The following is a 26,292-nucleotide window of genomic DNA, read 5'->3' on the forward strand; positions in this document are numbered from 1 at the left end:
ACGCCCGTACGCCGGGCAGAACACAGCTTTTCGATCGTAGGTCCTGCCTCCGACACCCCGCCGAGGCGCGCCGTCGGCCCACACAGTCACATGCCGTGTGGCCGCCCGTCAAAGCAAAGAGCCCCTCCGACGCGACGAGCCCCGGGCCGACATCGGCCCGGGGCTCGTGGGGAGCTGGATCGGATCAGCCCTTGCGCTGCTTGATCGCCTCGGTCAGGGCCGGGAGGACCGTGTGGAGGTCGCCGACGACGCCGAAGTCGACCAGCTCGAAGATGGGCGCCTCCTCGTCCTTGTTGACGGCCACGATCGTCTTGGAGGTCTGCATGCCGGCGCGGTGCTGGATCGCACCGGAGATGCCGTTGGCGACGTAGAGCTGCGGCGAGACCGTCTTGCCGGTCTGGCCGACCTGGAAGCTGTGCGGCTTCCAGCCGGAGTCGACGGCGGCGCGCGACGCGCCGACGGCCGCACCGAGCTCGTCGGCCAGCGCCTCGACGGCGGAGAAGTCGCCGCCGGTGCCGCGTCCGCCCGAGACGATGATCGCGGCCTCGGTCAGCTCGGGGCGGCCGGTGGCCTGCCGCGGCTGGGTCGCCACGATCTGGGCGGTCTTCGCGGCGTCGGAGACCGTCACCGCGAACTCCTCGACCGTGCCGGCGCCGTCGGCCTGCTCGGGAGCGGCCGAGTTCGGCTTGACCGTGATGATCGGCGTGCCCTTGGTGACCTTGCCGGTCAGCGTGTAGTTACCGGCGAAGACCGACTGGGTGGCCACGGCTCCCCCATCGTCGGCCGCGGCGATGTCCACCGCGTCGGTGATCAGCCCGGAGTCGAGCTTGACCGCGAGCCGGGCGGCGATCTCCTTCGTCTCGGCACCCGACGGGATCAGGATCGCGGCCAGGCCCCCAGAGTCGGCGGAGACCTTCTCGGCGAGCTGCTGCAGCGCCTCGGCCTTCGGGGCGACCAGGTAGCCCTTGATCTGCGCGTCGTCGATGACGTAGACCTTCTCGGCGCCGTACTTCTTGACCGACTCGGCCACGCCTGCGGCGTCACCGGAGCCGCCGATGAAGACGGCCGACGGGGTGCCGAGCCGCTTGGCGAGCGTGAGCAGCTCGAAGGTGGGCTTCTTGACGACGCCGTTCTGGAAGTCGACCAGGACGAGAACTTCAGACATGTCTATCTCCTCTTGTGCGTCCGGCCGGGCTCAGATGAACTTCTTCGAGGCGAGGAAGTCGCCGAGCGCCTGTGCGCCCGAGCCGTCCTCGTCCTTGACGATCTCACCGGCGGTGCGCGGCGGGCGTGCGGTGGCGTCCTCGACGGCGGTGTACGCCGCCTCGAGACCGACCTGGCCGGCGTCGACGCCGATGTCGGAGAGCGACAGCGTCTCGAGCGGCTTCTTCTTCGCCGCCATGATGCCCTTGAAGGACGGGTAGCGGGCCTCGCCGGACTGGTCGGTCACGGAGAGGACCAGCGGCATCGTGGCGCCGACCACCTCGGTCGCGGCGTCGGTGTCGCGCTTGATCCGGACCTGGTCGCCCTGGGTCTCCACGACCGAGGCGAGCGTGACCTGCGGCAGGTTGAGCCGCTCGGCGAGCATGACCGGGACGACCGAGCCGGAGGCGTCGGTCGAGGCCATGCCGGTGATCACCAGGTCGACCGGCTTCTCGGCGCCGAGCTTCTCGATCGCCTTGGCGAGGACCAGCGAGGTGCCGAGGTAGTCGGAGCCGGCGATGGCGTCGTCGACGACGTGGACGCCCTTGTCGGCACCCATCTGCAGCGCCTTGCGGACGGCGTCGAGGGCCTTCTCGGGGCCGACCGTCAGCGCGGTCACCTCGATCTCGTCGTCGGGACGCTTCTCCTTCAGCTGCAGCGCCTGCTCGACGGCGTACTCGTCGAGCTCGGAGAGCAGGCCGTCGATCTCGACGCGGTCGACGGTGAAGTCCTGCTCGAACCGCCGGTCCGCGGTCGCGTCGGGGACGTACTTCACGAGGACAACAATGTTCATGGTGGTGCGGCCGGAACGGCCCCTCCTGTGCAATGAGGTCTGTGCCCCTCGGGGCAGCGGGACGTGCGTGTGCCGGTGGGCCGGCAGCGCGCACTTGGCAGTCAGGTTACCGCCGGGTCATTTGCCGCGGTAACCGCAGATCACGTTGAGAATGTCACAGCGCATCAGCGCGTCGGGTCCGGTTCCGACGGGCGGATGACCCGCTCGAGGACCCGGCCGCCGATCAGCCAGACCAGGGCGCCGATGCCCCAGTTGAAGAGCGCGTTCTTGGTCTGGGCGTTCTCCGAGGTCCACTGCTTGATGCCGTCGTTGCGGTCGAAGACCCCGAGGTCGAGGCGGTCGGCGAGATCGAGGACGAACGTGACGAGGGCGTTGCCGGTGTTGGCGTCGAAAGCGATGAAGAGCGCCCCGAGGGCGAGCACCAGGGCCGCCAGCGAGCAGAGCACCCAGACCACCTGGGCGAGACCGCTGCGGAAGCGGCGGACCGCGCGGCCGCGCCGCCGCGTGCGGGTCGGTGTCTCCACGGAGCCCTGGGTCGGGTCGGTCGGCTCGGCAGGGTCGGCCACGGGACTCACCGACCCGTGAAGGCGGCCTTGCCGGGGCCGTTCTCGACGAAGGACGCCATACCGGTGCGAGCGTCCTCGGTCCCGAAGACCGCGGCGAACCTGACCTGCTCGATCTCCAGGCCCGTGGCCAGGTCGACGCCGAGCCCCTGGTCGATCGCCTCCTTCGCGGCGCGGATGGCGTACGACGCCGCGCCGGTGAACTGCCGGGCCCAGGCGACCGCCTCGGTGTAGACGTCGGCCGACGGCACGACCCGGTCGACCAGGCCGATGGCGAGCGCCTCGTCGGCCTTCACGAAGCGGCCGGTGAAGATGAGGTCCTTGGCCTTGCTCGGGCCGACCAGCCGGGCGAGCCGCTGCGTGCCGCCGGCTCCGGGGATGAGGCCGAGCAGCACCTCGGGCTGACCGAGCGTGGCGTCCTCCGCGGCGATCCGCAGGTCGGCGGCCAGGGCCAGCTCGCAGCCGCCGCCGAGCGCATAGCCGGTCACCGCGGCGACGACCGGCTTCGGGATGCGGGCCACGGCGGTGACGGCGGCCTGGACGGAGTCGCGACGGGCGACCATGTCGGCGAACGAGAGGTCGGCCATCTCCTTGACGTCGTTGCCGGCGGCGAAGAGCCGCTCGCCGCCGTACAGCACGACGGCCTTGACGTCGTCGCGGCCGGCGGCCTCCTCGGCGACCGTGCGCAGCTCGGCCTGGACCTGGAAGCTGATCGCGTTCATCTTCGGCCGGTCCAGCCGGATCGTGCCGACGCCGTCCTCGACCTCGAGGCGGACGAACTCCATCCCTGACCACCCTTTCCCGGGCCCTCTCCTGGGCCCCACGTCGTCGCCCCCGCTCCCCGAGCGGGTGGCCTGCCCGACCCTAGCGCCAACGTCGAAGGACCCGTTCCGCCATGATGGGGGGATGGTTCGGTGGACCCGGTTGGGAGAGACGGCGAGTGTGTGGCCGGGGCGCAACTGGCCCCTCGGTGCGACGTGGACGCGTGCCAGCACCAACTTCGCCGTCTACGCGCCGAACGCCACGGCGATGTGGCTGTGCCTCTTCGACGAGGACCCCGACGGGCAGGAGCGGGAGACGCGCCACGAGCTGACGGAGGCCTCCCTCGGCATCTGGCACGGCGAGCTTCCCGACATCGCACCCGGCACCCGCTACGGCTACCGAGCCGACGGGGCGTGGGACCCGGCGAACGGCCACCGCTTCAACGTCGACAAGCTGCTCCTCGACCCCTACTCGCTCGCCACCGCCGGCACGATCCGGCACGACCGTGCGCTCTTCGGCTACGACTGGGACCACCCCGAGGAACGCAGCACGGAGGACTCGGCGCCGGTCACGGCCCGCTCGGTGGTCGTCGACCCCTCCTTCGACTGGGAGGGCGACGCGCCGATGAAGACCCGCTGGCGCGACACCGTGATCTACGAGCTGCACGTCAAGGGCTTCACCCAGCTGCACGACCGGGTCCCCGAGCACCTGCGCGGGACGTACGCCGGCCTCGGCAGCCCGGCCGTCGTCGACTACCTGCGCGACCTGGGGGTCACGGCAGTCGAGCTGCTGCCGGTCCACCAGTTCTTCTCCGAGCCCAGCATCCTCGAGCGCGGCCTGAGCAACTACTGGGGCTACAACTCGATCGCCTACTTCGCCCCCGACGGGGGCTACTCCTCGTCCGGGGACCGCGGCCAGCAGGTCAGCGAGTTCAAGGAGATGGTCAAGTCCCTCCACCGCGGCGGGATCGAGGTGATCCTCGACGTCGTCTACAACCACACCGCCGAGGCCGGACCGGCCGGTCCCACACTCTCCTTCCGCGGGCTCGACGACAAGGGGTTCTACAAGCGGGTGCCCCCGCCCGACGGTCCGCAGGGGTGGCAGTTCGACGACACCTACTGGGACGTCACCGGCTGCGGCAACACGGTGAACTCCTGGGACAACCTCGCGCTGCGGCTCATCCTCGACTCGCTGCGCTACTGGGTCACCGAGATGCACGTCGACGGCTTCCGCTTCGACCTGATGCCGGCGCTGGCCCGCACCGGCACCGAGGTCGACTTCCACTGCGCCCTGCTGATCGCGATCGGCCAGGACCCCGTCCTGCGGCACGTGAAGCTGATCGCCGAGCCGTGGGACGTCTCGATGGACGGCTACCTCGTCGGCCGGATGCCCCCGCCCTGGGTGGAGTGGAACGACCAGTACCGCGACACCCTGCGCGACTTCTGGCTCCGGGGCACGGGCGGTGTGCGCAACGTCGCGACCCGCCTGGCCGGCTCGTCCGACCTCTACGCCGACGACGGCCGGTCGGCGTACAACTCGGTCAACTTCATCACCTCCCACGACGGCTTCACGTTGCGCGACCTGGTCTCCTACGAGCGCAAGCACAACGAGGCGAACGGCGAGGACAACCGCGACGGGTCCGACAACAACCGGTCGTGCAACCACGGGGTCGAGGGCGAGACCGACGACGCCCGGATCATCGCCCTGCGGAGGCGGCAGGCCGCCAACCTGATGGTGACGCTGTGCCTGTCCAACGGCGTGCCGATGATCACCGCGGGCGACGAGCGCGGCCGGACGCAGCGCGGCAACAACAACGCCTACTGCCAGGATAACGAGATCTCCTGGCTCGACTGGCGCCCCGACGACGCGTGGCTCGACGTCTACGAGACGACCAAGGCGGCGCTGCGGCTGCGGCGCGAGCACACGGCGCTGCGCCAGCGGCACTGGTTCGAGGGCTCCCCTACCATCCCGGGCGGCCCCAAGGACCTCGCCTGGCTGCACCCGAGCGGCCGGGAGATGACCGAGGCCGACTGGGGCGACGCCTCGCTCTCGGGCGTCGGGACCTTCATGTCCGGCGCCCCTCTGCGCGAGCCCGGACCTAGCGGCGAGCAGCTCATCGACAACTCGTTCCTGCTCTGGTTCAACGCCGCGGACCGGCCGATGGAGATCGCCCTGCCGGCCAACGAGTGGGTGCAGGCCGGCGAGGTGGTGCTCTCCACCGACGAGACGCTCCCCGCGGGCACCGGCGTGAAGGCCGGCCAGGAGCTCGTCATCGGCCCCCGGACCGTGGTCGTCGTCAGCAGCACCTGACCGGCGCGGTCAGGCCGTCGAGACGACCCCGAGCTCGGCGTACGACGCCAGGTGGCCGTTGCGGGGCACGACCCGCACCGTGTAGCCGAAGGGACCGGCCTGCTCGAGCGCGACCTGGGCGCCGAAGCTGTGCCGGCCGGCCTCGTAGGACTCGGTGAGGTCGAGCACCGTGCAAGTGCTGTCGCGCAGCAGGTCATCGGCGTCCGCGCGGCCGTAGAGCAGCTGGACGTCGACGTCGTCGGGCGAGAGCTCGCCGAGCGCGACGAACGCGCGGACCGACAGCAGGTCGCCGACCTGCGGGGCGTCGCCGACGCCGCTGCCCTCGACGTGCTCGACCCGGACCTGCGACCACGCGCCCTTGACGCGCTGCTTCCAGGCGGCGAGGTCGCGGGCGCCGGCGTAGTCGCTGTTGAGCGAGCGGGCGTTCCCGGCGGCCGGGCTGTAGAGCTGGCGGACGTAGTCGCGGACCATGCGGGTCGCCAGCACCTTCGGCCCCAGCGACTTCAGCGTGTGGCGGAGCATCTCCAGCCAGCGGGTCGGCACGCCGTCCTCGTCGACGTCGTAGAACCGCGGCGCGATCTCGTTCTCGATCAGGTCGTAGAGGGCCGAGGCCTCCAGGTCGTCGCGGCGGTCGGGGTCGTCCAGGCCGTCGGCGGACGGGATGGCCCAGCCGTTCTGGCCGTCGTACCACTCGTCCCACCAGCCGTCGAGGATGGAGAGGTTGAGCCCACCGTTCAGCGCCGACTTCATGCCCGACGTCCCGCACGCCTCGTAGGGGCGAAGCGGGTTGTTGAGCCAGACGTCGCAGCCCGGGTAGAGCGGCTGCGCCATCGCGATGTCGTAGTTGGGCAGGAAGACGATGCGGTGCCGGACCTCGGGGTCGTCGGCGAACCGCACCATCTCCTGGATCAGCCGCTTGCCGCCGTCGTCGGCGGGGTGCGACTTGCCGGCGATGACCAGCTGCACCGGACGCTCGGGGTCGAGCAGCAGCCGCTTGAGACGGGCCGGGTCGCGCAGCATCAGCGTCAGGCGCTTGTACGACGGCACGCGCCGGGCGAAGCCGATGGTGAGGACGTCCGGGGAGAGCGCCTCGTCGACCCATCCGAGCTCGGCCTTCGCCGCGCCGCGGTTCTCCCACGACTCGCACAGGCGGCGGCGGGCGTCCAGGACGAGGCGCTCGCGGAGCCGGCGCTTGACCGCCCACACCTGGTCGCCCGGCACCTTGTCGACGATCGCCCAGAACGTGTCCGGGTCGTCGAAGTCGACACCCTGCTCCGCGGCCAGGCCGAACATCTCGCGGGCGACCCATGTCGGGGCGTGCACGCCGTTGGTGATCGACCCGATCGGGACCTCGGCCTCGTCGAAGGCCGGCCACAGCCCGTTGAACATGCCGCGGGAGACCTGGCCGTGCAGCAGCGAGACACCATTCGCGCGCTGGGCGAGCCGGAAGCCCATGACGGCCATGTTGAAGACCGAGGGGTCTCCCCCGGCGTAGTCCTCGGCGCCCAGCGCGAGCACCCGCTCCACCGGGACGCCCGGCGTCGCGCCCGACCCCTCGGCGAAGTACTGCTCGACGAGGGTCCGCGGGAACCGGTCGATGCCGGCCGGGACGGGGGTGTGGGTGGTGAAGACGGTCGAGGCGCGGCCGACCTCCAGCGCGGTCTCGAAGTCGAGGCGCGGGCCGCCCTCGGCGACGGTGAGCTCGCGGATGCGTTCCAGGCCGAGGAAGCCGGCGTGGCCCTCGTTGGTGTGGAACACCTCGGGCGCGGGCGCCCCGGTGATGCGGGAGTAGGCGCGCAGCGCGCGGACGCCGCCGACGCCCAGCAGCAGCTCCTGGCGCAGCCGGTGCTCGCTGTTGCCGCCGTAGAGCCGGTCGGTCACGTCGACGTAGTGGTCGGGGTTGCCCTCGATGTCGGTGTCGAGCATGAGCAGGGGCACGCGGCCGACGCTGGCCACCCAGATGCGCGCGACCAGGTCCGGTCCGCCGGGCAGCGCGATCGAGATGGTCGCGGGGGTGCCGTCGGCCTCGCGCAGCGCCGAGATCGGCAGCCCGTCCGGGTCGAGGACGGGGTAGGTCTCCTGCTGCCAGCCGTCGCGGGACAGCGACTGCCGGAAGTAGCCGTGCTTGTAGAACAGGCCGACGCCGATGATGGGCACGCCGAGGTCGCTGGCGGCCTTGAGGTGGTCGCCGGCGAGGATGCCGAGCCCACCGGAGTACTGCGGCAGGACCGCGGTGATGCCGAACTCGGGCGAGAAGTAGCCCACCGCGCGCGGCGCGACCCCGCCCGTCGAACCTCCGGAGGCGTCGGCGACGTCCGCGAAGGCACGCTGGTACCAGCGGTCCTCGGTGAGGTAGCTCTGCAGGTCCGCCTCGGCCGCACGGAGCCGGCCGAGGAAGTCCTCGTCGGCGGCGAGCTCCTCCAGGCGCGACCGGCTCACGCCGCCGAGGAGCCGGACCGGGTCGTGGCCGGTCGACTCCCACAGCTGCGCGTCGACGGCGGCGAAGACGTCCTGCGTCGGCGGGTGCCACGACCAGCGCAGGTTGCCGGCGAGGGCGTCGAGCGCGCGCAGGGGCTCGGGCAGGACGGGACGGACGGTGAACCGACGGATCGCACGCATGGGCCCGACGCTAACGCAAGGACCTTGGATCGATCCAACACTTCGGGCGAATCACCGGGCGGAAGCATGCGTAGGGGCCCGGCTGGATAGTTTGATGCCATGGTCGGACGCATCCCCGTGCTGGACGTGCACCCCCTCGTCGATCTCGGGCGGCAGCCCGCGAAGGCGACCGTCGGCGAGCCCTTCCCCGTCCGAGCGACCGTGTTCCGGGAGGGGCACGACCTCCTCGGGGCCGATGTGGTCCTCCTCGACCCGACGGGCGTACGCCGACCACCGGTGCGGATGACGGAGACCGGGCCGAGGAGCGACCGCTACGAGGCCTGGGTGACCCCCGACGTCGAGGGGCTGTGGACCTTCGAGGTCCAGTCGTGGTCGGACCCGCTCGGCACCTGGCTGCACGACGCCCCGATCAAGATCGACGCGGGCGTCGACGTGGAGCTGATGTTCACCGAGGGCCGGCTCCTGCTCGAGCGGGTGCTGGCCGACGAGACGCTGAGCCGGGCCGACGCCGCCACCGTCCGGGCGGCCGTGGACGCCGCCTCGGACGCCACCCGGCCCTCGGCCGCCCGCATCGCCGTCCTCACCGCACCGGACCTGGTCCGCGTCCTGCGCGCGCACCCGCTGCGCGAGCTCGTCACGACGGAGGGCCCCTACCCGGCGTACGCGGACAGGCGGCGGGCACTGTTCGGGAGCTGGTACGAGTTCTTCCCGCGCTCCGAGGGCGCCGCGCCCGACGAGAAGGGCGTCCTGCGCAGCGGCACCTTCGCGACCGCCGCGAAGCGGCTCGACGCGGTGGCCGCGATGGGCTTCGACGTGATCTACCTCCCGCCGGTCCACCCGATCGGCGAGGTCAACCGCAAGGGCCCCAACAACTCCCTCACGCCCGGCCCCGACGACGTCGGCAGCCCGTGGGCGATCGGCTCCAAGGACGGCGGCCACGACGCCATCCACCCCGACCTCGGCACCTTCGCCGACTTCGACGCCTTCGTCGCGCGCGCCGGCGAGCTCGGCCTGGAGGTGGCGATCGACCTGGCCCTGCAGGCCGCCCCCGACCACCCGTGGGTCAAGGCGCACCAGGAGTGGTTCACCACCCGCGCCGACGGCACGATCGCCTACGCGGAGAACCCGCCGAAGAAGTACCAGGACATCTACCCGATCAACTTCGACAACGACCCCACGGGCATCGCGCAGGAGGTGCTCCGGGTGCTGCGGCTGTGGATGTCGCACGGCGTCCGGATCTTCCGCGTCGACAACCCGCACACCAAGCCCGTGGCGTTCTGGGAGTGGCTGCTCCGCGAGGTGCGCAGCACCGACCCCGACGTGCTGTTCCTGTCCGAGGCGTTCACCCGCCCGGCGATGATGCACGCGCTCGGGGCCGTAGGCTTCCACCAGTCCTACACCTACTTCACCTGGCGGGTGGAGAAGTCCGAGATCGAGGACTACCTGCTCGAGGTGTCGTCGGAGTCCGACCACCTGCTGCGGCCCAACTTCTTCGTCAACACCCCCGACATCCTGCACGCGTCCCTGCAGTACGGTGGCCCCGCGGCGTTCAAGATCCGCGCCACCCTGGCCGCGATGGGCTCCCCCTCCTGGGGCGTGTACGCCGGCTACGAGCTGTTCGAGCACGTCGCGGTCCGCCCGGGCAGCGAGGAGTACCTCGACTCCGAGAAGTACCAGCTGCGGCCGCGCGACTGGGACGCCGCCGAGCGCGAGGGGCGGACCCTGGCGCCGTACCTCACCCGGCTCAACGAGATCCGCCGCGCGCATCCCGCCCTGCAGCTGCTGCGCAACCTGACCGTCCACCGGGCCGACGACGACCACACCCTCGTCTTCGCCAAGCAGCACGAGGGAGACACCATCAACGACACCGTCATCGTCGTTCTCAACCTGGACCCGCACGGCATGCGCGAGACGATGGTCCACCTCGACCTCGCCGAGCTGGGCCTGCCGGAGAGCTTCGTGGTCCACGACGAGATCAGCGGCCAGGACTGGATGTGGGGACGCGACAACTACGTCCGGCTCGACCCGGGCTGGGAGTCGGCCCACGTGCTCACCGTGAGGAGCGTGGCATGACCGAGCAGCTCGAGGGCCATGCCCCGGCCGAGACTCCGGCCGAGACTCCGGCCGAGACCCCGGCCGAGACTCCGACCGAGCCCTCGACCGAGCCCCCGCCCGCCGCCCCGGCCGATGCGCCGATCGGCGGCATCGCCAGCGAGGAGCCGTTCCCCGACTCCACCGGCGTCGACGAGCAGGGCGAGCCGGAGTGGTTCAAGGCGGCCGTGTTCTACGAGGTGCTGGTGCGGTCCTTCAAGGACTCCAACGGAGACGGCACCGGCGACTTCAAGGGCCTGACCGAGAAGCTCGACTACCTCGCCTGGCTGGGCGTGGACTGCCTCTGGCTGCCGCCGTTCTTCCCGAGCCCGCTGCGCGACGGCGGTTACGACGTGGCCGACTTCACCGGGGTGCTGCCCGAGGTCGGGACCATCGAGGACTTCAAGCAGTTCCTGGTGGCCGCCCACGAGCGCGGCATCCGGGTGATCATCGACTTCGTCGTCAACCACACCAGCGACCAGCACCCGTGGTTCCAGGCCAGCCGCAACGACCCCGAAGGGCCGTACGGCGACTACTACGTCTGGTCCGACAGCGACGAGCTCTACCAGGACGCCCGGATCATCTTCGTCGACACCGAACCCTCGAACTGGACCTGGGACCCGGTGCGCCAGCAGTACTTCTGGCACCGGTTCTTCTCCCACCAGCCCGACCTGAACTACGAGAACCCGAAGGTGCACGAGGACATCCTCGACGCGATGCGGTTCTGGCTCGACCTCGGCCTCGACGGCTTCCGGCTCGACGCCGTGCCCTACCTCTACGAGGAGGAGGGCACCAATGGCGAGAACCTGCCGCAGACCCACGAGTTCCTCCGCAAGGTGCGCCGGATCGTCGACGCGGAGTACCCCGGCACCGTGCTGCTCGCCGAGGCGAACCAGTGGCCGGCCGACGTGGTCGACTACTTCGGGGACTTCGAGTCCGGCGGCGACGAGTGCCACATGTGCTTCCACTTCCCGGTGATGCCGCGCATCTTCATGGCGGTCCGCCGCGAGACGCGCTTCCCGATCAGCGAGATCCTCGAGGACACCCCGCCCATCCCGAGCGGCTGCCAGTGGGGCATCTTCCTGCGCAACCACGACGAGCTGACGCTCGAGATGGTCACCGACGACGACCGCGACTACATGTGGGCGGAGTACGCCAAGGATCCGCGGATGAAGGCCAACATCGGCATCCGCCGGCGGCTGGCCCCGCTGCTCGACAACGACATCGACCAGATGGAGCTCTTCACCGCCCTGCTCCTCTCCCTCCCGGGCTCGCCGGTGCTCTACTACGGCGACGAGATCGGCATGGGCGACAACATCTGGCTCGGCGACCGCGATGGCGTCCGCACGCCGATGCAGTGGTCGGGTGACCGCAACGCCGGGTTCTCGGTCGCCAACCCGGGCAAGCTCGACCGGCCGGTCGTTCAGGACCCCGTCTACGGCTACCAGGCGGTCAACGTCGAGGCCCAGCTGGAGGATCCCTCGAGCCTGCTGCAGTGGACCCGCCGGCTGATCCACGCCCGCAAGCAGCACTCCGCCTTCGGCCTGGGCAGCTTCACCGACCTGGGCGGTTCGAACCCCTCGGTGCTGTCCTACTCCCGCGAGCACCTCAAGGAGGACGGGTCGAGTGACGTCATCCTCTGCGTCAACAACCTCTCCCGCTTCCCGCAGCCGGTGCAGCTGGACCTGCGCCGCTTCGAGGGGATGGTGCCCATCGAGCTGATCGGCGGGGTGCCGTTCCCGGCGATCGGCGAGCTGCCCTACCTGCTCACCCTCGGTGGGTACGGGTTCTACTGGTTCCGGCTGACCAGGCCGGGCAACGCATCGATCGAGCCGGAGACCGGTCCGACCGGGGAGGAGCTGCTGTGAACACGCCGAGGAGCGGGTCACCCTCGTCCGCCGACCACCTGGACCGGAAGGTCTTCGCCGACTACCTCGTCCGCACCCGCTGGTTCGGCGGCAAGGGGCGCTCCTTCGAGGTCACCGACATCCGGGTGCTCGCGGAGCTCCCCGGCCGGCTCGACGACAGCCCGCACGTCCTCGACCACCTCGTCGAGGTGACCTACGCCGCCGCGGGCGACGAGGCCGGCCGCTCCCCCGACGTCGAGCTCTACCAGGTGCCGCTCGCGCTCTACGAGCACCCGCAGGGCCGGCTCGACCACGCCTTCATCGGGTGGTGGGAGGACCCCACCCTGGGCTGGGTGCATGCGTACGACGCCGTGCACGACCGCGAGGCGATGGCCTGCCTGCTGCGCTCCTTCGACGCCGCCGCAGCCGGCGAGCTCCCTGAGGGCCCGCTCGCGTTCCGCCGGCTCCCGGGCCACGACCTCGACACGACCGCCCACTCGACTCTCTTCTCGGGCGAGCAGTCCAACTCGTCGGTCGCCTTCGGCGAGGACTCGCTGATGAAGCTGTTCCGCAAGGTCACTCCGGGCGTGAACCCCGACATCGAGATCCACCGGGCGCTCACCGAGGTCGGCTCCGACCACGTCGCCGCTCTCTACGGCTGGCTGGAGGTCGAGACCGCCGCCAACGCCGACGGCATCGCACAGCCGGTGATGCAGCTGGCGATGCTGCAGCAGTTCTTCCGCACCGCGACCGACGGCTGGGACCTGGCCCTCGCCAGCGTCCGCGGCCTCCTCGGCAGTCCCGAGCTCCACGCCACCGACTCCGGCGGCGACTTCGCCCCCGAGGCGACCCGACTGGGCGAGGCGGTCGCCGACGTGCACCGGCTGCTGGCCGAGCACTTCCCGACCGAGACGCGCGGGCCCGAGGCCACCGTGGCGCTCGCGGCGACCATGAGCGAGCGCCTCGACCGGGCCCTGGCCGTCGTACCCGACCTGGCGGCGCACGCCGACCGGCTGCGCGGGATCTTCGGCCGGGTGGCCGAGCTCGGCGGCCTCCAGGTGCAGCGCATCCACGGCGACCTCCACCTCGGCCAGACCCTGCGCACGTCGAAGGGCTGGAAGATCGTCGACTTCGAGGGCGAGCCGGCCAAGCAGCTGGCCGAGCGGACGCTGCCCGACTCGCCGTGGCGCGACGTCGCGGGCATGCTGCGCTCCTTCGACTACGCCCCGCGCTCGGTGGAGCACAGCCAGGCGAGCGGCGAGAGCGACGCCGAGCTCGCCGAGCTGCGGCGGATGCGCGCCGGCGAATGGGCCAACCGCAACCGCAACCACTTCATCGTCGCCTACGGCGGCGACCTGACCGTCGAGCAGCGGGTGCTGCTCGACGCCTACGTCGCCGACAAGGCCGTGTACGAGACCGTCTACGAAGCGCGCAACCGGCCGGGCTGGCTCAGCATCCCGCTCGAGGCCATCGCGCAGATCGGAGCGTGACATGACCGAGAGCACCCCCGGGCCGGTCATCGCCCGCCCCGTCGACATCCACGAGCTCGGCGCACTCGTCGACGGCCGGCACGCCAGCCCGCACTCCGTCCTCGGCCCCCACCCGCACGACGAAGGCGTCACGGTCCGCGTCCTCAAGCCGCTCGCAGCCAGCGTCGTGGTCCGCTACCGCGACGGCGAGGCGTGGGCGGACGCCGAGCTGACCCACGAGCACGAGGGCGTCTGGGTCGGGGTGCTCCCCGTGACCGACGTCCCCGACTACCGCCTCGTCGTCGCCTACCAGTCCGACGGCGGCGTCCACACCATCGAGGTCGACGACCCCTACCGCTTCCTGCCGAGCGTCGGCGAGGTCGACCAGCACCTGATCCGCGAGGGCCGCCACGAGCAGCTCTGGAAGGTGCTCGGCGCCCGCGTGCACCGCTACGAGTCCCCCGGCGGCCCCGACGTGGTCGGGACCTCCTTCGCGGTCTGGGCCCCGCGCGCGCACGGCGTGCGGCTCGAGGGCGACTTCAACAGCTGGGACGGCCGCGAGCACCCGATGCGGCAGCTCGGCGAGTCCGGCGTGTGGGAGCTCTTCGTGCCGGAGGTCGGCAGCGGCACCCGCTACAAGTTCATCATCCTCGGCGCCGACGAGCACTGGCGCGAGAAGGCCGACCCGATGGCGAGCTGGGCGGAGGTGCCGCCCCACACGTCCTCGACGGTCTTCGAGTCCGGCTACACCTGGCAGGACGACGACTGGATGGAGGCCCGCCGCACGCAGCAGCCGGTGACGCGGCCGATGTCGGTCTACGAGGTCCACCTCGGCTCCTGGCGTCGCGACCGGACCTACGCCCAGCTGGCCGACGAGCTGGTCGGCTACGTCAGCGACCTCGGATTCACCCATGTCGAGCTGATGCCGGTCATGCAGCACCCCTTCGGCGGGTCGTGGGGCTACCACGTGACGTCGTACTTCGCCCCCGACTCCCGGCTGGGCACCCCCGACGACTTCCGTTACCTCGTCGACCGGCTGCACCAGGCCGGCATCGGCGTCATCCTCGACTGGGTGCCCGGGCACTTCGCGACCGACGAGTGGGCACTGGCCCGGTTCGACGGCGCCCCGCTCTACGAGCACCCCGACCCACGCCGCGGCTGGCACCAGGAGTGGGGCTCGCACATCTTCGACTTCGGCCGGCCCGAGGTGCGCAACTTCCTCTACGCCAACGCGATCTACTGGCTCGAGGAGTTCCACGCCGACGGGCTGCGCGTCGACGGCGTCGCGTCGATGCTCTACCTCGACTACGCGCGCAACGAGGGCGAGTGGGTCCCCAACGTCCACGGCGGCCGGGAGAACCTCGAGGCGGTGCAGTTCCTCCAGGAGATGAACGCCACCACCTACAAGCGGGTGCCCGGCATCGTCACGATCGCCGAGGAGTCCACCTCCTGGCCGGGCGTCACGCGGGCGACCGACGCCGGGGGCCTCGGCTTCGGCTTCAAGTGGAACATGGGCTGGATGCACGACACGCTCGACTACCTCGCCCGCGACCCCGTGCACCGCTCCTGGCACCACCACGACATGACGTTCGCGCTGACCTACGCCTGGTCGGAGAACTACGTCCTGCCGCTCTCCCACGACGAGGTGGTCCACGGCAAGGGCTCGCTGCTGCGCAAGATGCCCGGCGACCGCTGGCGCCAGCTCGCCAACCTGCGCGCCTACCTCGCGTTCATGTGGGCCCACCCCGGCAAGCAACTGCTCTTCATGGGCTGCGAGTTCGGCCAGGAGTCGGAGTGGGCCGAGTCGCGCGAGCTGGACTGGTGGCTGCTCGACCACCCGGAGCACCGCGGCGTCCACGCGCTCGTGCGCGACCTCAACCGGACCTACCAGCAGACCCCGGCCCTGTGGGAGCAGGACGACTCGCCGGCCGGCTTCCAGTGGATCGACGCCGACGACACCGAGCACAACGTCTACGCGTTCGTGCGCCGCGCCGCCGCGGCCGAGAGCGGGGCCGAGAGCGCGGCCGAAGGCGGGGCCGAGAGTGCCGAGGGTGCCGCGGGTGAGCAGCTCGTCTGCATCTCCAACTTCGCCGCGGTCCCCTACGACGGCTACCGCGTCGGCCTCCCGTCGGAGGGGATCTGGGAGGAGGTCGTCAACACCGACGCCGACGTCTACTCGGGCTCGGGCGTCGGCAACCTCGGCACGGTCACGGCCGTCTCCGGCGAGCACAAGGGCTGGCCGGCGTACGCCGACCTGCGCGTGCCGCCGCTGGGCACGCTGTGGCTGCGGCGCCGGCCATGACCAGGTTCGGCCCGCACGCCAGCCACATCAGCACCGGTGACCTCTGGTGGAAGAACGCCGTCATCTACTGCGTGGACGTGGAGGCGTTCTACGACTCCGACGGCGACGGCGTCGGCGACCTCGCCGGGCTGACCGACCGGATCGACTACCTGGCCGAGCTGGGGGTCACCTGCCTGTGGCTGATGCCCTTCTACCCGACGCCGGGCCGGGACGACGGCTACGACGTGACCGACATGTTCGGCGTCGACCCCCGCTTCGGCACCCACGGTGACCTCGTCGAGCTCGTCCGGGCCGCCGGCGACCGGGGCATCCGGGTGATCGCCGACCTGGTCGTCAACCACACCTCCGACCAGCATCCCTGGTTCCAGCAGGCGCGCAGCAGCAAGGACAGCCCCTACCGCGACTACTACGTCTGGCGCTCCGACCCTCCACCGGACACCAAGGGCCAGGTCGTCTTCCCCGACACCGAGGACAGCATCTGGGCCCACGACGAGCAGAGCGGCGAGTGGTACCTCCACCACTTCCACAGCTACCAACCGGACCTCAACTTCGCCAACCCCGCGGTGCGCGACCAGATCGCGAAGTCCATCGGGTTCTGGCTCCAGGTCGGGCTCTCCGGCTTCCGGGTCGACGCCGTCCCGTTCCTGGTCGCCGACCTCGACACCGAGGCCGACGACGTACCCGGAGACCCGCACGACTACCTCAAGCAGCTGCGCGCGTTCCTCGGCCGACGCCGGGGCGACGCGATCCTGCTCGGCGAGGTGAACCTGCCGCACAAGGACCAGCAGGCCTACTTCGGAGGCCCGTCCGGCGGCGACGAGCTCACGATGATGTTCGACTTCATCGGCATGGAGGCGCTCTACCTCTCCCTGGCCCGGCAGGACGCCCGGCCGGTCGCCAAGGCCCTCCGGGAACGGCCGAAGATCCACCCGGACTGCCACTGGGCGACCTTCGTCCGCAACCACGACGAGCTCACCCTCGACAAGCTCACCGACGAGGAGCGGCAGGAGGTCTTCGCGGCGTTCGGGCCGGAACCGGAGATGCAGATCTACGGGCGCGGCCTCAAGCGGCGGCTGCCCAGCATGCTCGACGGCGACCCCCGGCGCATCCGGATGGTCTACAGCCTGCTCTTCAGCCTGCCCGGCACCCCGACGCTCTACTACGGCGAGGAGATCGGGATGGGCGAGGACCTCGCCGCCGAGGGGCGGCGGGCGGTGCGCACCCCGATGCAGTGGGAGAACGCGCGCAACGGCGGGTTCTCCACGGCCCCCGAGGGCGACCTCGTCCAGCGGCTCGTGTCCGGCGGCTTCGGCCCCGAGCACGTCAACGTGGCCGACCAGACCCGTGACCCGGACTCGCTGTGGCACTTCATGCGGGAGCTGATCCAGACCTACCGCGAGTGCCCGGAGCTCGGCTGGGGCGACTTCACGGTGCTGCGCCAGCCCGACCCGCGGGTGCTCGTCCACCGGTGTCGCTGGGACGGCGCCTCGGTCGTCGCCGTGCACAACCTCTCCTCCGAGCCGCTGACGGTGCGCTTCTCGCTGGCACCCGACGACCTGGAGGGCGAGGAGCCGGCCTGGCTGGAGGACCCGTTCGCGCACCGCTCGGTCGAGACCGCCGAGGACGGGGCGGTCGAGCTTCCCCTCGCCGGCTATGGCCACCACTGGCTGCGCGTGCGGCACGACGGCCAGCGCCGCTGAGGCCTCACCGCGCCAGCGGTGTCTCCGCCTCGAGGAAGGCGAGCTTGTGCGGGTTGCGCACGAGGTACATCGCCGTCACCAGGCCGCCCTCGACCTTGACCGTCGCGATCGTGTCGAGCTCCCCGCCGGTGTCGATCCGCAGCGCCGGAGCGCCGTTGACGAGCACCTCGTGGACGGTGACGGGCATCGGCGCCTTGGCGGCCACACCGACGAACCAGCGCAGCACCTTGTCGGCGCCGACGATCGGCCGCAGCGCGGCCTGCTTGACCCCGCCTCCGTCGCTCAGCATGACGACGTCGGGCGCCAGCACGTCGAGCAGCCGCTGCATGTCGCCGGTCTCGGTGGCCTCCTTGAACGTCGCGAGCACGCGCCGGGCCTCCGCCTCGGAGACCTCGACCCGCGGGCGGCGGGCTTCCACGTGCGACCTGGCCCGGTGCGCGATCTGGCGGACCGCGGCTGCGCTCTTGTCGACCGCTGCCGCGATCTCGTCGTAGCCGACGTCGAAGACCTCGCGCAGCACGAACACCGCCCGTTCGGTGGGCGTCAGCGTCTCCAGGACGAGCAGCATCGCCGTCGAGACGCTCTCGGCGAGCTCGACGTCCTCAGCGACGTCGGGACTGGTCAGCAGCGGCTCCGGCAGCCACGGGCCGACGTACGTCTCCCGCTGGCGGCCGAGGGTGCGCAGGCGGTTGAGCGCGAGCCTGGTCGTGATGCGGACCAGGTAGGCGCGGGGGTCGCGCACCGGCTCCTGGTCGACGTCGGCCCACCGCAGCCAGGTCTCCTGCAGGACGTCCTCGGCGTCCGCCGCCGACCCGAGCATCTCGTAGGCGATGGTGAAGAGGAGGTTCCGATGCGCGACGAAGGCGTCGGTGGCCGGGTCCACGGCGCTCATGCCTGCGAGCGTACGACGGTCAGCGGCGGCGTCGTGTCAGGCTCCCCCGCCTGCCCCGCCGACGTGGCGAGCGGCAGCTCGCAGACGTCGCTGTAGCCCTGGCTCTGCAGGCCGACCGCGGAGTTGAACCGGGACCGCATGTTCTCCACCGCGATCATCTGGGTCAGCTCGACGACCGCCGCCGTGCCGAGCTGGTCGAGCAGCTTGTCGACCATCCAGTCGGTCACGGTGGGCGGCGTGGCGGTCATCGCCTCCGCGTACTCCAGGACGTCCCGCTCGAGCGGCTCGAACACGTCGGAGTCGCGCCAGACGGGGACCTGGCTGATCTTGGCGAGGTCGAGCCCGTCGTTGCGCGCGGCGAAGTAGCCGTAGTCGAGGCACCAGCTGCAGCCGATGGCCCCCGCGCCGGCCAGTTGGGCCAGGGACTTCAGCGTCGGGTCGAGCGCGTTCCACTTCGCCACCTTGCCCTCGAAGCCCATCACGGCCTTGAGCAGCGGCTTGTGGTGGAAGTAGACGTAGGCGCCGTCGGGGACCTCTCCGAACGCGCGCTTCGCGTAGAGCCTCATCACGGCGCCGTAGAGGCCGGTGATCGGGGCTTTCGGGATGCGGAACCTGCTCGTGCTGGGCATCTGCGTCCTCTCCTCCTGTGGTCGCTTCCGAGCACGAGACACCACCCGTCGCCGGTCTGTGACAGGCCGCCCCGCACTAGGCTGGGCGGCGTGAGCGAGAACCACTCCGGGACGACCGTGCTGACCGTCGCGGAGGGTGTCGCTCGGATCAGCTGGGGAGCCGAGGACCGGACCGAGGTCGTCAGCCACCAGGTCGCCGCCGCGCTCGCCACCCATCACCGCGTCGAAGCGCTGGTCGACCCCGACGACGAGCGCGCGCAGCGCACCGCGACCTGGTCCGGGCTGCGCCGCGAGGGGGTCATGCGGGGGGTCACCGTCGACGGCACGCCCGTCGACCGCATCGTCTATGCCCGCGTCGTCACCGACACGCCGGCCCACGAGCCGGAGGGCTTCCGCGCGCTGCTCAACTCCTTCCTCCCCCGCAAGCGCGCGATCGGGCAGTTCCTCATCCGCGACCCCGCGGACCGGGTGCTGCTCTGCCAGCTCACCTACAAGCCGGACTGGGACCTCCCCGGCGGCGTGATCGAGGTCGGCGAGTCGCCGGCCCAGGGCGCCAGCCGCGAGGTCCGCGAGGAGCTCGCCGTCGAGCTGCCGGCCGGTCGGCTCCTGCTCACCGACTGGCTGCCGCCGTGGAGCGGCTGGGACGACGCCCTCACCCTCGTCTACGACGGCGGCGTCCACGATCCCTCGGCGATCGACGCCATGGTCCGCGAGGAGCGCGAGATCAGGTCGGTGGAGTTCTGCACGCTCGAGCAGGTGCGCGAGCGCTGCGCGGACTTCACCGCCCGGCGGGTCGAGGCCGCGCTCGCCAGTGCGCACGGGACGGGCGTGACCTACACGGAGTCCGGCCGGACGGTCTGATCCATCGACCCCACCGCGTCGACGAGCGCGGCGCGGACGGCGCGCACCGCGGGCCGCGAGGCCAGCGACAGCGGGGAGGCGGTGAAGACCGAGCGCACCGCCGCCTCGGGGAGGTCGACCAGCCGCACCGGCGGCACTCCCCCGCGCCAGAGCAGGTCGGGCAGCAGCGCCACCGCGTGCCCGGAGGAGACCAGCGCGACGTGGGCCTGCAGGTCGGCGGTCTCGAACCGTACGTCGGGCTCGAACCCGGCCCGCCGGCACAGCTGCTCGGCGAAGTGCCGCGACGCAGCACCGCGCGGCTCCATCACCCACGGCAGCTGGGCGGCGTCGGCGAGCGACCCGACGTCCGGCGCGCCGGCCGCCAATCTGATGGCGTCCTCGGTCAGCGGCTGCCGGTCGAGCTGCGGGTGCCAGGGCGCGGCGTGCCCGGGGTACTGCTCGGCGACGACCAGGTCGAAGTCGCGTGCGAAGGTCTCCCGCAGGGCGGTCTCGGGCTCGCGCTGCACGACGAAGACCCGGATCCGCGGCACCCGCTCCTGGACCAGGCGCAGGGTCGTCGGCAGCAGCGCCAGCGCCGCGGACTGGAACATGCCCATCCGGACGGTCCCGCTCGCCTCGTCGGCAGCGGCCAGCAGGTCGGACTCGGCCAGCTCCAGCCGCTCGAAGAGCGCGTCGGCGTGGCCGACGAGCAGCTCCGCCTCGGGGGTGAGCTGGACGCCGCGCCCGACCTTGCGGAGCAGCTCGACGCCCACCTCGCGCTCCAGCTGGCTGAGCTGCTGGGAGACCGAGGACGGGCTCTGGTGCAGCGCCGCGGCGACAGCCGCGATCGTCCCGCGGATGTGCACCTCCCGGAGCAGTCGCAGCCGGCGTACGTCGAGCACGTGACCCTCCTTCGATCCGTCAGCAGATCTTATGCATATGGGTCAGCAGACAGCGCTTTTCCTGAACGGTCGGCGGGCGGAGACTGAACCCCATGCCGACGTACTACGACGACCCGGCCGGCGTCAGCGAGCTGGTCGACCTCCTCCCCGACGTGGAGAGCACGGTCCGCCGCTGGCTCGACACGTCCGCGGCGATCACGCCCGACCGGGCCGCCCGCCGGCTGGCCGACGTGCTCGACGACCCGGCCGGCCTGCCGTTCACCGTCGGCTTCATCGACGGCGTGATCCGCCCCGAGGACAAGCACGTGGCGGCCCGCAACCTGGCCAGGCTCGCCTCCGACGTCCCTCGCTTCCTGCCGCTGCACCTGCGGGCCGCGGTCAGGCTCGGCGGCGCGCTCGGGCCGCTCGCGCCGGGGCTGGTCATCCCGGCCTCGCGCGCGGCTCTGCGCCGGATGGTCGGCCACCTGCTCGTCGACGCCGAGCCGCGCCGCCTCGGCCGCTCGATCGCGCGGCTGCGCAGCAGCGGGAACCGGCTCAACCTCAACCTGCTCGGCGAGGCCGTGCTCGGGCGGGACGAGGCCACCCGCCGGCTGAAGGGCACCCTCGCCCTGCTGACCCGTGACGACGTCGACTACGTCTCGATCAAGGTGTCGGCCACCGTCGCGCCGCACTCCCCCTGGGCGTTCGAGACGGCCACCCAGCAGATCGTCGACTCGCTGCGGCCGCTCTACCGGCAGGCTGCGGCCCGCGGCACCTTCGTCAACCTCGACATGGAGGAGTACCGCGACCTCGCGCTGACCGTCGCCGTCTTCACCCGCCTCCTCGACGAGCCGGAGTTCCGCGACCTGGAGGCGGGCCTGGTCCTGCAGGCCTACCTCCCCGACGCGCTCGTCACGATGATGCGGCTGCAGGACTGGGCCGCGGACCGGACCCGGCGTGGCGGCGCGTCGATCAAGGTGCGCCTCGTGAAGGGCGCGAACCTTCCGATGGAGCAGGTCGAGGCGTCGCTCCGGGACTGGCCGCTCGCCACCTGGCACACCAAGCAGGACACCGACACCCACTACAAGCGGGTCCTCGACTACGCCCTGCACCCCGACCGGGTCGGCAACGTGCGCCTCGGCGTCGCGGGCCACAACCTCTTCGACATCGCCTTCGCCTGGCTGCTGGCCGGGCAGCGGGGCGTCCGCGACAGCATCGACTTCGAGATGCTCCTCGGCATGGCGCAGAGCCAGGCCGAGGCCGTCAAGCGCGACGTCGGCGAGCTCCTGCTCTATACCCCCGTCGTCAGCGTCGCGGAGTTCGACGTGGCGATCGCCTACCTCATCCGCCGCCTGGAGGAGGGCGCGAGCCACGACAACTTCATGTCGGCGGTCTTCCACCTCGTCGACGACCGACAGCTCTTCGAGCGCGAGCGAGCACGCTTCGAGGCCAGCCTGCGCGCGCTCGACCGCACCGTCCCGCCGCCCCACCGCGACCAGGACCGGACCGCGCAGGCCGCCCAGGGTGCACCGGCCAGCAGCGGTGACTTCCACAACAGCGCCGACACCGACCCGGCCGTCCCGGCCAACCTCGCCTGGGCGGCCGCGATCCTGGGTCGCGTGCCGGTCACCACGATCGGCGTCGACCGCGTGCGAGCGAGCCGGGTCACCGCGCCGGAGGCGCTCGAGCGGACCGTCGCGACCGCGTCGGCGGCCGGTCCCGGCTGGGCCGCGCTCGGCGGCAAGGGCCGCGCGTCGGTGCTGCACAGCGTGGCGGCCCGCCTCGAGGAGCGCCGGGCCGACCTCATCGAGGTGATGGCGTCGGAGTGCGGCAAGACGATCGACCAGGCCGACCCCGAGGTCTCCGAGGCGATCGACTTCGCGAGCTATTACGCCCACCTCGCCGAGCAGCTCGACGAGGTCGACGGCGCCCTCGCCCAGCCGGTGGACCTCACCGTCGTCACCCCGCCGTGGAACTTCCCCGTCGCCATCCCGGCCGGCTCCACGTTGGCCGCCCTGGCGTCCGGCTCGGCGGTCATCCTCAAGCCGGCCCCGCAGGCCGAGCGCTGCGGCGCCGTTCTCGCCGAGGCGCTCTGGGAGGCCGGCGTCCCGCAGGACGTCCTCAGCCTCGCGGTCGTCGACGAGGGCGACCTCGGCCGCGCCCTGCTCGCCGACCGACGGGTCGGACGGGTCGTCCTGACCGGCGCCTTCGAGACCGCTGAGCTCTTCCGCAGCTTCCGGCAGGACCTGCCGCTGCTCGCCGAGACCAGCGGCAAGAACGCCATCGTCGTCACGCCGAGCGCCGATCTCGACCTCGCCGCGCGCGACGTCGCACAGTCGGCCTTCGGCCACGCGGGCCAGAAGTGCTCCGCGGCGTCGCTGGTCATCCTGGTCGGCTCCGTCGCGACCTCGCGTCGCTTCCGCCACCAGCTGCTCGACGCGGTCCGCTCGCTGCACGTCGGCTGGCCCGAGGATCCCTCGACGCAGGTCGGGCCGCTCATCGAGCCGGCGTCGGGCAAGCTGCTCGACGCCCTCACCAGCCTCGACGCGGGCGAGCGCTGGCTTGTCGAGCCGCGCCGCCTCGACGACGCCGGCAGGCTGTGGTCGCCCGGCGTGAAGGAGGGCGTCAGCCCCGGCAGCCGCTCCCACCTGACCGAGTTCTTCGGCCCGGTGCTGAGCGTGATGACCGCGGCCACGCTGGACGACGCCGTGACGCTGCAGAACGAGGTCGCCTTCGGCCTCACCGCCGGGCTGCACTCCCTCGACCCGAGCGAGGTGCGGCACTGGCTCGACACCGTCGAGGCCGGCAACCTCTACGTCAACCGGGGCATCACGGGCGCGATCGTGCGCCGCCAGCCCTTCGGCGGCTGGAAGCGCTCCGCCGTCGGCACGGGCACGAAGGCCGGCGGTCCGAGCTACCTGCTCGGCCTCACCGACTGGGTCTCCTCCCCCGCCACCGCGACCACGACGCCACGGAGCGCCTCCCAGCGCCTGCTCGACGCCGCCCGCGCCGCCGGGCTGGAGGGCTCCGACCGGCTCGAGCGGGCCTTCCGCAGCGACGCGGCCGCGCTCGCGCAGGAGTACGCCGTCGTGCGCGACGTCAGCGGCGTCGCCGCCGAGCGCAACGCCCTGCGCTACCTCCCCGTGCCGGTCACGCTGCGCCACGAGGCGGCTCCGGCCGTCGACCTGCTGCGGGTCGTCGGCGCCGGACTGGCGGCGGGTGCCCCGCTGACCGTCTCCACGGCCGTCGACCTACCTGCGACCGTGGCCGAGGCGCTCGCCGGGGCAGGGGTTCCGCTCGTCAACGAGGACGCCACCGCCTGGGCGAAGCGCCTCGCCGGGCTGCGGGACAGCCGGGTCCGCGTCGTCGGCGGCAGCGCCGAGGCGGCGTACGCCGCGACGGGCGGTCGCCCCGACGTGGCGATCCACGCCCACCCGGTCACCGAGTCCGGCCGCCTCGAGCTGCTGCCGTTCCTGCGCGAGCAGGCGATCAGCATCACCGCTCACCGGTTCGGCAACCCCACGACGCTGCCCGACGAGGTGCTGCCGCTCACCGAGTGACGGCGGAGGCGGACCACCCCGTTGGCGACCAGCGCACCGACCACGAGCAGCGCGCCGCCGACGAGCTCCGCGGACGACGGCGTCTCGCCGAGGGCGAGCCACGCCGAGACGACCCCGATCGGCGGGACCAGGAGGACCCACGGCACCACGGCCGGCGCGGGGTTGCGCGACAGCAGCCCGTGGAAGATCCCGTAGGCGGTGATCGTCGCGAACGCGGCGGTGTAGAGGGTGGAGAGGGCGGCCTCCCAGCCGAACGCGCCCAGGCCGTCGCGGACGCCGGACGGGCCGTCGACGACGAGCGACAGAGCGAGCGCCGGGACCGGCACGACGAGCGCCGACCAGACCGTCAGCGAGAGGCCGCCGCTCGCCTTCGACGCCCGGCTGATGACGTTGCCGACCGCCCAGGAGAGCGCGGCGGCGAGACACAGGAGCAGCGCACCGAGCGGGACGTGGCCGCCACGGCCGAGCCCGACCACCGCCAGGCCGACCACGCCGAGCCCGACGCCGGCGACCTGGAGGGTCGTCGGCACCTCGCGGAGCACACCGGCCGCGATCACGATCGTGAGAACGACCTGCGCCTGCAGCACCAGTGACGCGAGACCGGCCGGCATCCCGGCCGCCATGCTCACGTAGAGGAAGCCGAACTGGCCGAGCGACATGAAGGTGCCCACGCCCACCACCGTCCGCCATGGGAGGGCCGGGCGCGGCACGAACCAGATCGCCAGCCCGAGGACGGTGACGAAGCGGATCGTCAGGAAGAGCAGCGGCGGAATGCCCTCCATCCCGCGGTCGATGACGACGAAGTTCACGCCCCACAGCGTGGCGACGAGCACGGCGAGGAGGGCGTCACGACGGTTCACCCCTCAAGGCTCGCATCGAGAACGATGTAGGACCAGCGAATAGATCTGCAGCTAACCCGGTAGCATCGCTTCATGATCGACCTCGCCGCCCTCTCCGCCCTCCGCGCCGTGGACACCTACGGCAGCGTGAGCGCCGCGGCCGAGACCCTCGGCTTCACGCCCAGCGCCGTGTCGCAGCAGGTCAAGCGGCTCGAGCGGCAGACCGGCGTGCCGTTGCTCGAGCGGGTCGGCCGCGGCGTCCTGCTGACCCGCCACGGCCGGCACCTCGTTGACGAGGGCTCCCGGCTGCTCGCCGACCTCGAGCAGATCCAGTCCGGCCTCCACCGCCAGGTGGGCGCCGTCTCGGGACGCGTTCGCCTGACCGCCTTCTCGACCGCCATGCGCGGGCTCATCGCCCCGGTCGCGAGCCGGCTCCTCGCCGACCACCCCGACCTGGGGCTGGTGCTGGCCGAGCGCGAGCCGTGGGACACCGTCGACCTGGTCGCCTCGGGCCAGACCGACCTCGGCGTCGTGCACACCTGGGGCGACCAGCCGATCGCCGTCCCCGACCACGTCGTTCCGACGACGATCGCCCACGACCTCGCCGACGTCGTCGTGCACCGCGACCACCCGCTCGCCGCCCGGCCCTCGGTCACCCCGCACGACCTGGTCGACGAGGGCTGGATCGCGACGCCGGAAGGGACGATCTGCCGGCAGTGGCTCACCCGGATGTACGACGGCACCGGCCGCCTCCCCCGCATCGCCCACGTCTCGATGGAGTTCGACAGCCATCTGGCCCTGGTCCGGGCCGGGCTCGGCATCGCGCTCGTCCCCCGGCTCGGCCGCTCGCCGCTGGGCGACCAGCTGGTCGCCGTACCCGCCCACGACCCGGAACCGACGCGCGAGGTGATCGCCCTGCACCGGCGCTCGATGGCGGACTCCCCCGCCGTGCAGGCGGTGCTGGACGCGCTGCGGACCGCCTAGGGCACTCG

General features: G+C 71.9%; 18 protein-coding genes. 9 read left to right on the top strand and 9 right to left on the bottom strand.

The features are described from left to right. Positions 1-184 precede the first annotated feature (184 nt). From BM236_RS00455 to BM236_RS00470, 4 genes are all read right to left on the bottom strand, one after another. Positions 185-1,165 (bottom strand): electron transfer flavoprotein subunit alpha/FixB family protein, encoded by a 981-nt coding sequence (locus tag BM236_RS00455; protein ID WP_091118981.1) that lies wholly within the window; start codon positions 1,163-1,165, stop codon positions 185-187. Positions 1,166-1,195: 30 nt separating this feature from the next. Then, the gene (locus BM236_RS00460; RefSeq protein WP_245750045.1) at positions 1,196-1,978 is read right to left on the bottom strand and encodes an electron transfer flavoprotein subunit beta/FixA family protein; all 783 of its coding nucleotides are present in this window, start codon (positions 1,976-1,978) and stop codon (positions 1,196-1,198) included. Between the two features lie 182 nt (positions 1,979-2,160). Beyond that, the gene (locus tag BM236_RS00465) at positions 2,161-2,562 is read right to left on the bottom strand and encodes a hypothetical protein (protein ID WP_245750046.1); all 402 of its coding nucleotides are present in this window, start codon (positions 2,560-2,562) and stop codon (positions 2,161-2,163) included. A 5-nt stretch (positions 2,563-2,567) separates the two neighbouring features. After that, positions 2,568-3,344 (bottom strand): enoyl-CoA hydratase/isomerase family protein, encoded by a 777-nt coding sequence (locus BM236_RS00470; protein WP_091118986.1) that lies wholly within the window; start codon positions 3,342-3,344, stop codon positions 2,568-2,570. A 121-nt stretch (positions 3,345-3,465) separates the two neighbouring features. Between BM236_RS00470 and glgX the strand changes: the two genes are divergently transcribed. After that, entirely contained in the window at positions 3,466-5,631 is a 2,166-nt protein-coding gene (gene glgX / locus BM236_RS00475) for a glycogen debranching protein GlgX (RefSeq protein WP_091118989.1), read from the top strand. 9 nt (positions 5,632-5,640) lie between these two features. On the opposite strand, the gene glgP is transcribed toward glgX, so the two are convergent. After that, complete coding sequence (gene glgP, locus BM236_RS00480) at positions 5,641-8,250, bottom strand: alpha-glucan family phosphorylase (protein WP_091118991.1); 2,610 nt, start codon at positions 8,248-8,250, stop codon at positions 5,641-5,643. A 99-nt stretch (positions 8,251-8,349) separates the two neighbouring features. Between glgP and BM236_RS00485 the strand changes: the two genes are divergently transcribed. From BM236_RS00485 to BM236_RS00505, 5 genes are read left to right on the top strand one after another with little or no spacing between them, the layout of a single operon-like run. Further along, positions 8,350-10,323 carry an alpha-1,4-glucan--maltose-1-phosphate maltosyltransferase gene (locus BM236_RS00485; protein WP_091118994.1) on the top strand — a complete coding sequence of 658 codons (1,974 nt, stop codon included), beginning with the start codon at positions 8,350-8,352 and terminating at the stop codon, positions 10,321-10,323. Further along, positions 10,320-12,209 (top strand): maltose alpha-D-glucosyltransferase, encoded by a 1,890-nt coding sequence (gene treS / locus BM236_RS00490; protein ID WP_175507483.1) that lies wholly within the window; start codon positions 10,320-10,322, stop codon positions 12,207-12,209. Before BM236_RS00485 ends, treS begins: the two co-directional genes overlap by 4 nt. After that, entirely contained in the window at positions 12,206-13,678 is a 1,473-nt protein-coding gene (locus tag BM236_RS00495) for a maltokinase N-terminal cap-like domain-containing protein (RefSeq protein WP_091118996.1), read from the top strand. The genes treS and BM236_RS00495 overlap by 4 nt, the downstream gene beginning before the upstream one ends. A 1-nt stretch (position 13,679) precedes the next feature. Then, positions 13,680-15,959 carry a 1,4-alpha-glucan branching protein GlgB gene (glgB, locus tag BM236_RS00500; RefSeq protein WP_091118997.1) on the top strand — a complete coding sequence of 760 codons (2,280 nt, stop codon included), beginning with the start codon at positions 13,680-13,682 and terminating at the stop codon, positions 15,957-15,959. Further along, positions 15,956-17,659, top strand: coding sequence for an alpha-amylase family protein (locus BM236_RS00505; RefSeq protein ID WP_091119884.1), 1,704 nt, complete (start codon positions 15,956-15,958; stop codon positions 17,657-17,659). Before glgB ends, BM236_RS00505 begins: the two co-directional genes overlap by 4 nt. A 4-nt stretch (positions 17,660-17,663) precedes the next feature. Here BM236_RS00505 and BM236_RS00510 read toward each other — a convergent pair whose 3' ends face one another. Both BM236_RS00510 and BM236_RS00515 read right to left on the bottom strand, forming a co-directional pair. Next, on the bottom strand, positions 17,664-18,551 hold the full coding sequence (locus BM236_RS00510) for an RNA polymerase sigma-70 factor (RefSeq protein WP_091119000.1): 888 nt from the start codon (positions 18,549-18,551) through the stop codon (positions 17,664-17,666). Beyond that, entirely contained in the window at positions 18,548-19,180 is a 633-nt protein-coding gene (locus tag BM236_RS00515) for a carboxymuconolactone decarboxylase family protein (protein ID WP_091119001.1), read from the bottom strand. The genes BM236_RS00510 and BM236_RS00515 overlap by 4 nt, the downstream gene beginning before the upstream one ends. 90 nt (positions 19,181-19,270) lie before the next feature. Here BM236_RS00515 and BM236_RS00520 point away from each other — a divergent pair, with 90 nt between their 5' ends. After that, entirely contained in the window at positions 19,271-20,041 is a 771-nt protein-coding gene (locus BM236_RS00520) for an NUDIX hydrolase (protein ID WP_091119004.1), read from the top strand. On the opposite strand, the gene BM236_RS00525 is transcribed toward BM236_RS00520, so the two are convergent. After that, entirely contained in the window at positions 20,014-20,922 is a 909-nt protein-coding gene (locus tag BM236_RS00525; RefSeq protein ID WP_091119007.1) for a LysR family transcriptional regulator, read from the bottom strand. The two genes, BM236_RS00520 and BM236_RS00525, sit on opposite strands and share 28 nt — an antisense overlap. 92 nt (positions 20,923-21,014) lie before the next feature. Here BM236_RS00525 and BM236_RS00530 point away from each other — a divergent pair, with 92 nt between their 5' ends. Then, positions 21,015-24,461 (top strand): bifunctional proline dehydrogenase/L-glutamate gamma-semialdehyde dehydrogenase, encoded by a 3,447-nt coding sequence (locus BM236_RS00530; protein ID WP_091119009.1) that lies wholly within the window; start codon positions 21,015-21,017, stop codon positions 24,459-24,461. Here the strand turns inward: BM236_RS00530 and BM236_RS00535 are convergent. Continuing rightward, on the bottom strand, positions 24,404-25,321 hold the full coding sequence (locus tag BM236_RS00535) for an EamA family transporter (RefSeq protein WP_091119012.1): 918 nt from the start codon (positions 25,319-25,321) through the stop codon (positions 24,404-24,406). The genes BM236_RS00530 and BM236_RS00535 overlap by 58 nt on opposite strands. Positions 25,322-25,393: 72 nt before the next feature. Here BM236_RS00535 and BM236_RS00540 point away from each other — a divergent pair, with 72 nt between their 5' ends. Beyond that, entirely contained in the window at positions 25,394-26,284 is an 891-nt protein-coding gene (locus tag BM236_RS00540) for a LysR family transcriptional regulator (RefSeq protein WP_091119014.1), read from the top strand. Positions 26,285-26,292 lie beyond the last annotated feature (8 nt).

This window comes from Nocardioides terrae, from assembly GCF_900112345.1.
GTDB lineage: Bacteria > Actinomycetota > Actinomycetes > Propionibacteriales > Nocardioidaceae > Nocardioides > Nocardioides terrae.

What these genes read in the sequence shown, in the direction of transcription:
- BM236_RS00530 (WP_091119009.1), top strand. Translation starts at nt 21,015, where the DNA reads ATGCCGACGTACTACGACGACCCGGCCGGCGTCAGCGAGCTGGTCGAC.
- glgP (WP_091118991.1), bottom strand. Translation starts at nt 8,250, where the DNA reads ATGCGTGCGATCCGTCGGTTCACCGTCCGTCCCGTCCTGCCCGAGCCC.
- BM236_RS00485 (WP_091118994.1), top strand. Translation starts at nt 8,350, where the DNA reads ATGGTCGGACGCATCCCCGTGCTGGACGTGCACCCCCTCGTCGATCTC.
- BM236_RS00505 (WP_091119884.1), top strand. Translation starts at nt 15,956, where the DNA reads ATGACCAGGTTCGGCCCGCACGCCAGCCACATCAGCACCGGTGACCTC.
- BM236_RS00515 (WP_091119001.1), bottom strand. Translation starts at nt 19,180, where the DNA reads ATGCCCAGCACGAGCAGGTTCCGCATCCCGAAAGCCCCGATCACCGGC.
- BM236_RS00540 (WP_091119014.1), top strand. Translation starts at nt 25,394, where the DNA reads ATGATCGACCTCGCCGCCCTCTCCGCCCTCCGCGCCGTGGACACCTAC.
- BM236_RS00470 (WP_091118986.1), bottom strand. Translation starts at nt 3,344, where the DNA reads ATGGAGTTCGTCCGCCTCGAGGTCGAGGACGGCGTCGGCACGATCCGG.
- glgB (WP_091118997.1), top strand. Translation starts at nt 13,680, where the DNA reads ATGACCGAGAGCACCCCCGGGCCGGTCATCGCCCGCCCCGTCGACATC.
- BM236_RS00510 (WP_091119000.1), bottom strand. Translation starts at nt 18,551, where the DNA reads ATGAGCGCCGTGGACCCGGCCACCGACGCCTTCGTCGCGCATCGGAAC.
- glgX (WP_091118989.1), top strand. Translation starts at nt 3,466, where the DNA reads ATGGTTCGGTGGACCCGGTTGGGAGAGACGGCGAGTGTGTGGCCGGGG.
- treS (WP_175507483.1), top strand. Translation starts at nt 10,320, where the DNA reads ATGACCGAGCAGCTCGAGGGCCATGCCCCGGCCGAGACTCCGGCCGAG.
- BM236_RS00455 (WP_091118981.1), bottom strand. Translation starts at nt 1,165, where the DNA reads ATGTCTGAAGTTCTCGTCCTGGTCGACTTCCAGAACGGCGTCGTCAAG.